Source organism: Neobacillus sedimentimangrovi (genome assembly GCF_010614825.1).
In the GTDB taxonomy this organism is placed as follows: Bacteria; Bacillota; Bacilli; order Bacillales; family Cytobacillaceae; genus Neobacillus; species Neobacillus thermocopriae.
This window is the reverse complement of sequence record NZ_JAAFZF010000042.1, coordinates 17,197-29,724: the sequence shown is the minus strand read 5'-3', so window position 1 is coordinate 29,724 and position 12,528 is coordinate 17,197. Positions and strand designations below refer to the sequence as shown.

Here is a 12,528-nt window from a genome sequence, read left to right as displayed (position 1 = left end):
AAGAACATTGAAGGAATTGAAGTCAAAAATTAATCATTACATGGTTTACTATAACAATTACCGCTATCAGTGGAATTTAAAAAAGATGACCCCTATTCAGTATAGGAATCATCTTCTAGCTGCTTAATCTCTTTTTTTAAAGTGTCCTTGACATGGGTACCATTTTAATTCATCGTTCTCTCTTAACAAATTATTGGCGAAGTAGTGCTTTTACACGTGCAACCACATTATTCACATTAAATCCAAATTCATCCATGATCTTTTCACCCGGTGCTGAAGCTCCGAACTGATCAATGGCTAGTACATCGCCTTCATCACCTGTATACTTGTGCCAACCAAGGGATGAGCCCATTTCAATACCTAGGCGTTTTTTCACATTCTTAGGTAAAACAGAATCTTTGTACTCTTGTGATTGTTGCTCGAAACGATCCCAAGAAGGCATACTTACAACTGAAACATCAATACCTTCCTCAGCTAACGCTTTTTGTGCTTCAATCGCAAGGCTTACTTCTGAACCAGAAGCTAATAGGAGCGCATCAGGATTTTCTTGTCCTGCTGGAGAAATCACATAAGCTCCCTTAGATACGCCTTCAAACGCTTTTTCAGCCGTACCTTTTAATGTCGGTAAGTTCTGACGTGTAAGTACTAATGCTGTTGGTTTATTTGTTGATTCAACAGCCAGCTTCCATGCTGCTGCCGTTTCATTCGCATCGGCAGGACGAATGAGAGAAAGGTTTGGCATGGCACGTAAAGCAGCTAAATGCTCGATAGGTTCATGGGTTGGACCATCCTCACCGACAGCGATACTGTCATGTGTTAAAACGTATGTTACTGGTAGACCCATTAGTGCAGCAAGGCGAATGGCAGGACGTAGGTAATCTGAGAATACGAAGAACGTTCCTCCAAATACCTTTACACCACCATGTAGGGCCATTCCATTCATGGCAGCACCCATTGCAAATTCTCGAACACCAAACCAGATATTGCGTCCTTCGTAAGAACCTGGCATATAATCTCCAGATCCTTTGATCATTGTTTTATTGGAGCCGGCAAGGTCAGCTGATCCACCAATTAGGATAGGAAGATTTTGCGCAATACCATTTAATACTTCACCAGATGAAGCACGTGTAGCAAGAGCTTTTCCTTCGCTATATACAGGGATTCCTTGATCCCATCCTTCTGGAAGTTCGCCACATAATGCTTGCTCCAGCTGAGTAGCTAATTCTGGATATTCGTTTTTGTATTCAGCAAAAAGTTCGTTCCATTCTTTTTCTTTTTTCTCACCTTGTTCGACGATCAGTTTTTGGAAATGATCATACACTTCTTGAGGAACGTAGAAATCTTCTTCAAAAGTCCATTGATAAGCTTCTTTTGTAAGCTTTAACTCTTCTTTGCCTAGTGGTGCCCCATGAACTCCAGAAGTGCCTGCACGGTTTGGTGATCCATAGCCGATTACTGTTCTTACCTCAATGAGAGTCGGGCGGTCTAGATCGCTTTTTGCTTCTTCCAGTGCTTTCGCAATTTCTTCTAAATTATTTCCATCTTCGACTCGAAGATATTGCCATCCATAAGATTGAAAACGTTCCTTCACACTTTCAGAGAAAGATTTATTCAAGTCTCCATCTAGGGAAATATCATTTGAATCATAAAGAACAATTAAACGGCCTAATTTCAAGTGTCCAGCAAGAGAAGCAGCTTCTGCAGAAACACCTTCCATTAAATCCCCGTCACCACAAATGCTATATGTAAAATGATTCACAATTTCATAACGATCTTTATTATATACGCTAGCTAGATGACGTTCTGCCATAGCCATTCCTACGGCCATTGCAATCCCCTGTCCAAGTGGACCAGTCGTCGCTTCTACACCTTCTGTATGTCCATACTCTGGATGTCCCGGTGTTTTGCTACCCCATTGACGGAATTGCTTTAAATCATCCATGGATAGATTATAACCAGATAAATGTAACATACTGTACAATAAAGCAGATCCATGACCAGCAGATAATACAAAACGGTCGCGGTTAAACCACTTAGGATTTTTTGGGTTATGGTTCATGAACCTTGTCCATAATGTATACGCCATTGGTGCAGCACCCATCGGCATTCCCGGATGTCCGGAATTCGCCTTCTCAATCATATCAATTGAGAGTGTACGAATGGTGGTTACAGATAATTCGTCAACTGTATTAAACATCAATTACATCCTTTCTTTATCACAATAGGATCTTACCTCAACATTAATATTATAGTGGAGCTTCAAATAATTCAACAAATTACAACTAGTTTTTCATATCTATACCACTTAGTTCTTAATATTGACACATGGTGTTGGAAATATGTTCGTAAAGCGTAAGCACCTAAATCAGCTAGGTGGACATGCCATGCAAATTACCATTGCCATCTTTATGATGTGCTCCAAGTGTAATCATTATAGATGAACACCCCTTAGGCATATGACTAATCATAGGTCGTGAGCGCAGGTGTCTATCCCCAAAGAGCTTTTACTCAACTATGCTCAATGTAAAAAATTATCCTATTTAAAAAAGGAATACAAATACTTGTATTCCCAGATGTTAGTGAAGCCTATTTTTTCTTCTATTTTTTATTTTTTCAGGAGTAACATCATTTCCCATCGGATCAATAATCTTTGTATTAGTGAGTGTCTCAAGCATACTTGAACGAAAAGCTGCTAAGTATTCAGCTCTTAATTTTGATTGTTCCTTAGCTTCTATTTCGGTTAAACCTTCTGTTTTTGCTTTTTTTGCCAATTCATTGATTCTAGCAATCTTTTCTTTGGATAGCATTCAAGCACATTCCTTTCAAAAACTCCTTACAATAAGAATTAATTTTACAAAAAAAGTATGAATTTGACAAGGGATATCCCTTATTCCTCTTGGCTATCCAAATATTCCTGATATCTCCTATGAACGGTTGCCTTAGATATGTTATATCCGAAGCCTCTAAGTGTGGAAGCTATTTCTGCAAACGTTAGTCCATTTGCTCTTAGCTTGTAAATTTCTTCAACCGGAACTTCTATTTTCTCACGACCGGAGTTGACACCCAGATTCTTTAGGTTTTTTTGGGGTTTATATCCTTTTTCAATTGCCCGTTTCATCCCGCGCTTAATTTTCACATTATGTAGTTTTCGTTGATATTCCTCGACCATACTTACAATCTTCAATACCATGGAATCGGAGTCTGAAAGCTGCAGCTCTCCATTATGAGCAATACAATAAAGCTTAATCCCCTCTTTTAAAATACAATGAAGGATCGCAATCTTTGCATTACCTCTACCAAGTCTTGTCTCATCCTGAATTAATACGGCTTGAACTTCCTCGTCCTTAATACGTTCTAATAATTGAAGGATCCCATCTCTATCAAAATCATATCCGCTTGCCTGTTCTTTAATAATGGAATCAATTTCAAATTGGTACCGTTTGGCAAGTTGAATGAGTTCTTCTTCCTGACGCTCTAGGGACGTTTCTTGGGTTTCCTTATTTGTACTGACACGACAATAAATGACTGCTTTCATTAAATTATTCCTCCAAAGCACTAGCTAATTGTCTTGGAGCAGGAGCTTCTTTACTAACAGGAATCATAATTTCATCTCCGGGAAAAATTTGATCTCCAACCATTTTATTATATTTTTTCACCCAATCAATAAATTCTTCATTCGATAATGTATGCTGCTCGGAATATTGCCCGGCGATTTTCAAAAGGGAATCTCCTTCTGATACAGTTACTGTGATATATTGATCCTGCGGTACCGGATTTTGTTTGAACGAAAGAATAAGTGCAAAAGTACCACTTAAAAGGAAGAGTATAATAGCATAAGAGTATTTTGACCATAGGTTATTCATCAAACCACACCTCTTACAGAATATATGTTCGTTTTTTGATGTTTTGATTATAGTACGAACATTTGTTTGATGTCAAGTAGTTTTCGAACTTATGTTTGTATACTATTGTAGAACATGTTATAATAAAGACAACATTAACCAGACGAGGTGCATTTTATCATGGTAAAAATATCAAAACGGCAGCAGGATATCCTAGACTTCATTAAAGAAGAAGTGAAACGGAAAGGATACCCTCCCTCCGTTCGGGAAATTGGTGAAGCGGTTGGACTAGCATCCAGTTCCACTGTACACGGACATTTAGCTAGATTGGAAAGTAAAGGACTAATTCGACGCGATCCTACAAAACCTAGAGCGATTGAAATATTAGAGGCGGATGAAGATGCATCTATCCCAAGGAATAACGTGATCAATGTTCCGGTCGTTGGTAAAGTTACTGCCGGACTTCCAATTACAGCCATTGAAAATGTAGAAGAATATTTCCCTCTTCCAGAAAGACTTGCACCTGCAGGAGAATCTATTTTTATGCTGGAAATTATGGGGGAAAGTATGATTGAAGCGGGAATCCTTGATGGGGATTACGTCATTGTAAAACAGCAGCAATCTGCAAACAACGGTGATATCGTTGTAGCGATGACGGAAGATAATGAAGCAACTTGCAAAAGATTTTTCAAAGAGAAAGATTATATTCGCCTCCAACCGGAAAATTCGACGATGGAGCCGATCATCTTAAAAAATGTATCCATTTTAGGAAAAGTGATTGGCGTTTATCGACAAATTCATTAATCCTACAAAAAAAGCCACGGTCTCAAATAATTGGACCATGGCTTTTTCCATCTATTAATACATTGTTAAGTATTGTTCTCTCTCCCAAGGATGTACAACGGTACGGAACATATCCCATTCGATCTCTTTCGCATCGATAAAACGCTCAAAAATATGTTCACCAAGACCATCTTTAATGACTTCATTGTTTTTCAATAATTCTAATGCTTGAGCCAATGTAGCTGGAAGATCGACAATTCCTTCCTCAATTCTTTCTTCTGGTTTCATCACATAGATGTTACGATCAACTGGTGCAGGTGGTGTAAGTTTGTTTTTAATTCCATCTAATCCTGCTTTAAGTAGAACAGCCATCGCTAGATATGGGTTCGCTGATGGGTCAACACTGCGAATTTCACAACGTGTACTCATACCACGAGAAGCTGGTATACGGATTAATGGAGAACGATTTTGTGCTGACCATGCAACATAACAAGGTGCCTCATAACCTGGAACTAAACGCTTATAGGAGTTGACAGTCGGATTAGTCACGGCAGTAAAGGATGTTGCATGTTTTAAAATACCCGCAATGAAATGGCGAGCTGTATCACTCAATTTTAAATCTGCATTTGGATCATAGAAAGCATTTTCTCCATTTTTGAATAATGATAGATTCATATGCATTCCGGAACCATTTACACCAAATAATGGTTTTGGCATGAAGGTTGCATGCAGACCATGTTTACGAGCAATCGTTTTTACTACTAGTTTAAAAGTTTGAATGTTATCACATGCAGTTAGGGCATCGGCATATTTAAAGTCGATTTCATGCTGTCCAGGCGCTACTTCGTGGTGAGATGCTTCAATTTCAAAACCCATCTCTTCAAGCTCAAGAACAATGTCACGGCGGCAATTCTCACCAAGGTCTGTTGGTGCAAGGTCAAAGTATCCACCTTTGTCATTTAACTCCAATGTTGGTTCGCCTTTTTCGTCTAATTTAAATAAGAAAAATTCAGGTTCAGGCCCAAGATTGAAATCTGTAAAGCCGAGCTCTTTCATTTCTTTTAACACACGTTTTAAGTTGTTACGAGGATCCCCTGCAAATGGTGTACCATCTGGATTATAAATATCACAAATTAAACGGGCAACCTTTCCTTTTTCAGCTGTCCATGGGAATATTACCCATGTATCTAAATCTGGATAAAGATACATATCAGACTCTTCGATACGTACAAATCCTTCAATGGAAGATCCATCAAACATCATTTTGTTGTCTAACGCTTTTTCCAATTGACTAATAGGAATTTCCACGTTTTTAATTGTTCCTAAAATATCCGTAAATTGTAGACGGATAAATTTTACATTCTCCTCTTTCGCCATCCGTAAAATATCTTCTCTTGAGTACTTAGCCATCGTACTGCCCCCCAATTTTATTAAAAATTTAATGGAAGAAACGTGATAGATCCCCTTGGCGTAATGATGAACCTTTCAATCTGTTCGCATGCATTAATTCATTGCGAAGCAGCTTTCTCAATTGTTCATCTGTCACTTCACGTTTCGCCTTTTTCACTTCTTTTGCAATTACCTCGTTTTGCTGTTCTTTGACCATAAACAACTGCTTAATTCCCGCAATATTGATTCCTTGGTCAATTAAATCCTTAATTTCTAATAGCCTATCAATATCATTTAAACTAAACATCCGCCTGTTTCCATCTGTTCGTGCAGGAGAAATTAATTGGTGTTCTTCATAATAGCGGATTTGTCTTGCGGTCAGATCGGTAAGCTTCATGACCGTTCCGATGGAAAACAGCGGCATCGATCTTCGAATTTCTTTTCCACTCACCAAAATTCTCCTCCTACCTTTCTAGTAACCTTTAACTCGCGAGTTAATTTGTATTACATATTGTCATTATATTTCTTGTTAGAAAAGATGTCAATGCCATGTAAGAAAACCTAACATGATTTTTTAAATAAAAATGGGACAGCTCTCATCGCTATCCCAACATTTTTTGTATTTATAAGGCAAGTAATCCTTTTTCTATTAAATGATCAATAGCCAAGCAGACAGCAATTTTAACATGGGCGTAAGTTAAGCCACCTTGTACATAGGCCGCATAAGGCGGTCGAAGTGGACCATCTGCTGTCAGCTCAATGCTAGCGCCTTGAATGAATGTTCCAGCCGCCATAATGACATCGTCTTCATACCCCGGCATATAGCTAGGGTGAGGAGTGACATAAGAGTTAATTGGCGAGGCAAATTGAATGGCTTGACAAAAAGAAACCATTTTTTCCCGATCTTCGAATTGTACGGCTTGGATTAGATCGGTTCGTTTGTCATCCCACTTTGGTGTGGAATTCATTCCCAATTTCTCCAGCATGGCTGCAGTGAATATTGCCCCTTTTAATGCTTGGCCAACTACATGTGGTGCGAGGAAAAATCCTTGATACATTTCTTGCAAGCTATAAAGGGAAGCTCCGGCTTCGGCACCAATTCCAGGGGATGTCATTCGGTAGGAACAAGCGTCTACCCATTTCTTTTTACCAACAATGTATCCCCCTGTTTTTGCCAAACCGCCTCCAGGATTTTTTATAAGTGACCCGGCCATTAAATCGGCACCAACGTGACAAGGCTCCAACTCTTCCACAAATTCCCCGTAACAATTATCAACGAACACAACCACATCTGGCTTGATTTCTTTTACAAATTGAATCATTTCTCCGATTTCTGCTACAGAAAATGATGGTCGTACATCATACCCTTTGGAACGTTGAATTCCGATCATTTTTGTATTCGGCTTGATCATTTTAGCGACCATATCCCAATCAATCTTTCCCTCTTCCGTTAAGGAAACACTGTTGTAGGAAATTCCGAACTCCTTGAGAGAGCCAACCCCGCTGCCTCGAATACCGACAATTTCTTCTAATGTATCATAAGGTTTTCCGGTGATATAAAGAAGCTCATCCCCTGGGCGAAGGACACCAAATAAAGCGATCGAAATGGCATGTGTCCCAGAGATAATTTGCGGCCGGACGAGCCCAGCTTCTCCGCCAAAAACATCTGCATATACTTTTTCCAACGTGTCTCGACCGATGTCATCATAACCGTAGCCTGTAGATGGAATAAAATGCGAATCACTTACCCTATGCTTTTGAAAGCTTTGTAGTACCCTAAATTGATTGGATTCAATTCTTCTTTCAATTTCTTGATGAACAGCCGCAATTTGCTTTTCCACTTCACTCACAATCGGCTGAATTTTTTCCCCGTTTTTTAACTGTTGAAACATGCTGTATTTTTCTCCTATCTATATTTGATATTTCTGCAATTGTCCTGTTATTTGATGATCTTGTAATGTATATCCTTTACAGTGATACGCTTGCGTCTCTTCGTTAAATGTCAACTCTCTTAAAATGGTTGCATTTTTTAATTGAGAAAGCAGTTTCCCCTCCGAAGATGGAACCACTACCTCATATGGTTGCATCATCCCTTTCATGACCTGCTCTATTTTAAGTTTTAAGTTTTGTCGATCCCCTTCATCCAATGCACTGATAAAAACAGTTGGCGTATTCGCTGTTGGAACGAAGTCAGGATGCTTTATATCTCTTTTATTATAGACGGTTAATTGAGGGACATCACTTACTTCTAATTCCTCAAGCAACTTATTCACTGTTTTTTCGTGATGGAAATAATCCGGATTTGACATATCCACTACATGAAGCAGTAAGTCTGCTTCCTTTACCTCTTCTAGAGTTGACCGAAAGGCCGCTATGAGTGAGGTTGGCAAATCTTGAATAAAGCCAACAGTATCTGTAATTAAGGCAAGAAAGCCACTCGGTAAAATCAATTTTCTTGTCATCGGATCCAAAGTGGCAAACAACTGGTTTTCTTCATAGGAATCCGCTTCAGACAAACGGTTAAATAGCGTAGATTTCCCAGCATTGGTATATCCGACAATCGCCACTTGAAAGGTTTTATTTTTCTTTCTTCTTTCCCGGTAACGGTTTCGGTGTTGTGTAATGACGGAAAGTTGATTTTTTATATCATCAATTCTCCGACGGATATGGCGTCGATCCGATTCCAATTTGGTTTCCCCTGGACCGCGTGTACCGATTCCACCACCGAGTCTGGATAAGGCAGTTCCTTGACCGCCTAGCCTTGGAAGTAAATATTGAAGCTGGGCAAGTTCTACTTGCAGTTTCCCTTCTTTGGAACGAGCCCTTTGTGCAAAAATATCTAATATAAGCTGAGTTCGGTCAATAATCCGAGCATCAATCTCAGCAGCTAAGTTCCGCTTTTGACTCGGTGTGAGTTCATCATTAAAAATCACCAAGTCGGCTTCTGTTTCCTCGACCAAGTTTTTTATTTCTTCCACTTTCCCTTTCCCTATATAGGTTGCTGGGTGAAGTCGGTCCCGCTTTTGAGAAACAGTCGCAAGGACTGTTCCTTGTGCTGTTTCCGTTAAGGATTTTAATTCTTCCATCGAATAATGGAATCGCAAATCATCGTCATCTATTTGACAGCCAACTAATATGGCCTTTTCTTTTGGTTCTCTTTGTTCCACAAGACATCCTTCCCTTTCCGAATCACTCTAGTTTTCATCTTATCAAAAATGACAAGGTTTCTCTAATTTTCCTTTTATTTTTTAAAAATAATTATTGTATTTTTCTTTTACCATGATAAAATTTTGTTTGCTACAAATATATTAAACATCAAGGAGAAACAGACAGAAATGACATGGGAAGTATTAAGTATGATTGGCACCATTGCTTTTGCTGTCAGCGGCGCCATTGTGGCAATGGAAGAAGAATATGATATTCTAGGCGTTTATATTTTAGGAATTGTCACCGCTTTCGGTGGTGGGGCCATTCGAAACCTATTAATTGGTGTTCCTGTTTCTGCTCTATGGGAGCAAGGGTTGTTTTTTCAAATTGCGTTAATTTCTATTACAGCGGTCTTTTTGTTTCCAAATAATCTATTAAAACACTGGAATCGCTGGGGAAATTTCACTGATGCAATTGGCTTATCCGCCTTTGCGATACAAGGGGCCATGTATGCAGCGGATATGAATCACCCAATTAGTGCCGTCATCGTTGCTGCCGTATTAACAGGAAGCGGAGGAGGAATCATCCGCGATTTATTAGCAGGTCGAAAACCAATTGTGCTTCGTTCAGAAATTTATGCTGTTTGGGCGATCCTAGCAGGTGTTATCATCGGTCTAAAAATTGCAACCAACTCTTGGGAACTATACACCTTATTTATCCTTGTAACCATCCTGCGGGTACTTTCCTATACATATGATTGGAAACTACCATCCCGCAGACTTGGAGTACATTAGAAAAGCGGAAGCCCCCTGTCCAGCGGCGTATGGCCGGAGTTAGAAAGTTCACTAGAACAAAAAATAGTTTTATCCTAAAAAAATCGGCGGATGGATGAACCGCCGATTTTTTATTTATCTTCAAAAACGAGATCATTGCTCCTGATCATCATTAAATCATGTCTGTCATAGCTATTTTGCATTAACAAACGCATGGCCTGTGCCCGAATGGATTTTTCAATGATATTTCTGACATACCTTCCGTTCGAAAAACGATTCGGGCTCATAACAGAACGAACTTCAATTAAATGTTCTTTTAGCTTCTTTTCCGCCTCATGACTTAAAGAATATTCTCGTTCAGCGAGCATTTTTGCACCGATTTCCATCAATTGATCGATCGTATAATCAGGAAAATCAATCACTAAGGGAAAACGAGAATGCAAACCAGGGTTTAGTGATAATAGATAATCCATTTCGCGTGAATATCCAGCTAAAATAAGAATAAATTCATATTGTTTATCTTCCATATGTTTGACAAGGGTATCAATCGCTTCCTTCCCAAAATCTTTTTCACCACCACGTCCTAAGGAATAGGCTTCATCAATAAACAATATTCCTCCTTGAGCTTTCTTTATAAGATCCCGTGTTTTTTGTGCCGTATGCCCAATATATTCACCAACCAGGTCGGCCCTTTCTGCTTCAATTAGGTGGCCTTTTGATAATACATTCATCTTATGAAACAGTTTACCAATTAATCTGGCTACAGTCGTTTTCCCAGTACCCGGATTCCCTTTGAACATCATGTGAAGAGCTTGTTTCTTTGCTTTCAGGCCCATTTCTTCACGTTTTTTATTTACATAGATCCATGCATATATTTCTTTTATGGTTCGTTTCATTTCTTCCATGCCAACCAAAGCTCCCAACTCTTCTTCAATTTCCTTCAGAGCTGAATGTTCAGGGGGAATAACCTTTGGAGCAACGTGAAAGTCAGGTAACTCTTTTGTTACGGTTTTTCTTTTTTGGGAATTGAGGACTACGCTTATTTGACCGTTGCTTTTCATACGAATCGGTTGATCCAAAGCTTTCACCTCTCATTTTTGCAGGCCATTTAGACAAAGGATGATTCTTGGATGGTACATAAATCATAGCAATTAATAAAAATCCTTCTCTTTCATACTATGTTTATTCACCATTCATTCATTTCATTAAAAAGTTTTTTTGAATTTGCTGGTGAAGGAACGGAAGACTCTCTCCGAAAGGGAACATGTTTATCTTGAAATCAGCTATTGTTTTGGCCAATAAAAAAAGAGCCCAAAATTCGGGCTCGGTTGTTTGATTATTGGTTATCCAGGTCAAGTTGTACATTTCTTTGCGGCGCAAAGGTGGAAATGGCATGCTTGTATACCAATTGCTGTTTCCCATCTGATTCAAAAAGAACAGTAAAATTATCAAAGCCTTTAATTTGGCCTCTTAATTGAAACCCGTTTAGCAGGAATACGGTCACATGCGTATTGTCCTTACGGCATTGGTTTAAGAACTGATCCTGAATATTAATGGTTGTTTTCATTTTATATATCCTCCTCTTATATCTCTATTAATATGTATTCGATTTTACTTGAAGCTTTCCTTCCACATATTGTGAAATTTCTGCTATTTTTTTTGACAGGTTAGCCACATCTGTCATATTAAACCATTTTACATCCATTTTATTTCGAAACCAAGTTAATTGCCTTTTGGCATAACGCCGGGAATTTTGCTTCAAGTTTTCTACCGCTTGTTCAAGGCTAATTTTCCCATCAAGATATTCATAAATCTCTTTATAGCCAATAGCCTGAATGGATTGACAATCACGCAAACCTTGGGAATGAAGAGCTTTCACCTCTTCCAATAGACCTTGCTTCATCATCAAGTCCACACGCTGATTAATTCGTTCATACAGTTTCTCCCGTTCCATGGTCAAGCCAATTAATGCGGTATGATACATTAACTCTGGTTGCTGGTTGATTTGAAAGTCATGCATGGTTTTCCCACCTGTGAGATGGAAAATTTCCAAAGCACGTATCACTCTTCTCCGATTATTTGGATGGATGTTTGCTGCACTTATAGGGTCTTTTTCCATTAGCTCCTTGTGCAGTGCCTCATTCCCTATTTCGTTCGCTCTCTCCTCCAGCTGCCGTCGTAATGCTTCATCACCGGGAACATCGGCAAATCGGTAGTCATAAATGACAGACTGAATGTATAGACCCGTACCGCCCACGATGATGGGAAGTTTCCCTTTTTCGGCAATCTCTTTTATTTTGGCGCGAACCAGATGCTGGAATTCAGCCACTGAAAAATTTTCATATGGTTCTTTAATATCAATTAAATGGTGAGGAATCCCTTCCATTTCATCCTTCGTAATTTTGGCCGTGCCAATATCCATTCCTCGGTAAATTTGCATGGAATCTCCGCTGATAATTTCACCATTGAATCGGTGTGCCAATTCAATACTGAGTTTGGTTTTACCAACGGCAGTCGGGCCAATGATGACTAGTAATTTTTGCTTTGCATCCAATCTTTTCACACTGCCTTATCGTTTTTTCCTGTGAGATATC

Annotated in this window: 14 protein-coding genes; 3 read left to right on the top strand and 11 right to left on the bottom strand. The window is 39.1% G+C overall.

Annotation, left to right across the window (positions count from 1 at the left end):
• The coding region (locus GZA11_RS12910) for an IS3 family transposase (protein WP_163183607.1) at positions 1-127 on the top strand (127 nt) is incomplete at its 5' end.
• A gap of 63 nt (positions 128-190) precedes the next feature.
• On the opposite strand, the gene tkt is transcribed toward GZA11_RS12910, so the two are convergent.
• The 4 genes from tkt to yneA form a co-directional block, all read right to left on the bottom strand.
• Complete coding sequence (tkt, locus tag GZA11_RS12905; protein ID WP_163184133.1) at positions 191-2,197, bottom strand: transketolase; 2,007 nt, start codon at positions 2,195-2,197, stop codon at positions 191-193.
• A gap of 379 nt (positions 2,198-2,576) precedes the next feature.
• Positions 2,577-2,807, bottom strand: a complete 231-nt coding sequence (locus GZA11_RS12900) for a DUF896 domain-containing protein (protein ID WP_038541352.1) — start codon at positions 2,805-2,807, stop codon at positions 2,577-2,579.
• Positions 2,808-2,887: 80 nt separating this feature from the next.
• Positions 2,888-3,535: a YneB family resolvase-like protein gene (locus tag GZA11_RS12895; RefSeq protein ID WP_038541350.1), complete on the bottom strand. Its 648-nt coding sequence runs from the start codon at positions 3,533-3,535 to the stop codon at positions 2,888-2,890.
• 4 nt (positions 3,536-3,539) lie between these two features.
• The gene (gene yneA, locus GZA11_RS12890) at positions 3,540-3,863 is read right to left on the bottom strand and encodes a cell division suppressor protein YneA (RefSeq protein ID WP_163184131.1); all 324 of its coding nucleotides are present in this window, start codon (positions 3,861-3,863) and stop codon (positions 3,540-3,542) included.
• A gap of 159 nt (positions 3,864-4,022) precedes the next feature.
• Between yneA and lexA the strand changes: the two genes are divergently transcribed.
• A complete protein-coding gene (lexA, locus tag GZA11_RS12885; protein ID WP_038541344.1) occupies positions 4,023-4,646 on the top strand; it encodes a transcriptional repressor LexA in 624 nt (207 codons plus the stop codon).
• 54 nt (positions 4,647-4,700) lie between these two features.
• On the opposite strand, the gene glnA is transcribed toward lexA, so the two are convergent.
• The 4 genes from glnA to hflX form a co-directional block, all read right to left on the bottom strand.
• Positions 4,701-6,035, bottom strand: coding sequence for a type I glutamate--ammonia ligase (gene glnA, locus GZA11_RS12880; protein ID WP_163184129.1), 1,335 nt, complete (start codon positions 6,033-6,035; stop codon positions 4,701-4,703).
• A gap of 28 nt (positions 6,036-6,063) precedes the next feature.
• Complete coding sequence (locus GZA11_RS12875) at positions 6,064-6,438, bottom strand: MerR family transcriptional regulator (RefSeq protein ID WP_204317770.1); 375 nt, start codon at positions 6,436-6,438, stop codon at positions 6,064-6,066.
• 199 nt (positions 6,439-6,637) lie between these two features.
• Entirely contained in the window at positions 6,638-7,906 is a 1,269-nt protein-coding gene (locus tag GZA11_RS12870; protein ID WP_163184125.1) for a methionine gamma-lyase family protein, read from the bottom strand.
• An 18-nt stretch (positions 7,907-7,924) separates the two neighbouring features.
• On the bottom strand, positions 7,925-9,181 hold the full coding sequence (gene hflX / locus GZA11_RS12865; protein WP_163184123.1) for a GTPase HflX: 1,257 nt from the start codon (positions 9,179-9,181) through the stop codon (positions 7,925-7,927).
• A 168-nt stretch (positions 9,182-9,349) separates the two neighbouring features.
• Between hflX and GZA11_RS12860 the strand changes: the two genes are divergently transcribed.
• On the top strand, positions 9,350-9,955 hold the full coding sequence (locus GZA11_RS12860; RefSeq protein ID WP_038541330.1) for a trimeric intracellular cation channel family protein: 606 nt from the start codon (positions 9,350-9,352) through the stop codon (positions 9,953-9,955).
• A 110-nt stretch (positions 9,956-10,065) separates the two neighbouring features.
• Here GZA11_RS12860 and spoVK read toward each other — a convergent pair whose 3' ends face one another.
• The 3 genes from spoVK to miaA all read right to left on the bottom strand — a co-directional run bounded on the left by spoVK (position 10,066) and on the right by miaA (position 12,488).
• A complete protein-coding gene (gene spoVK, locus GZA11_RS12855; RefSeq protein ID WP_163184121.1) occupies positions 10,066-11,013 on the bottom strand; it encodes a stage V sporulation protein K in 948 nt (315 codons plus the stop codon).
• Positions 11,014-11,270: 257 nt separating this feature from the next.
• A complete protein-coding gene (hfq, locus tag GZA11_RS12850) occupies positions 11,271-11,501 on the bottom strand; it encodes an RNA chaperone Hfq (protein WP_038541324.1) in 231 nt (76 codons plus the stop codon).
• A 27-nt stretch (positions 11,502-11,528) separates the two neighbouring features.
• Positions 11,529-12,488 carry a tRNA (adenosine(37)-N6)-dimethylallyltransferase MiaA gene (gene miaA, locus GZA11_RS12845; protein WP_038541321.1) on the bottom strand — a complete coding sequence of 320 codons (960 nt, stop codon included), beginning with the start codon at positions 12,486-12,488 and terminating at the stop codon, positions 11,529-11,531.
• Between the last annotated feature and the right edge of the window lie 40 nt (positions 12,489-12,528).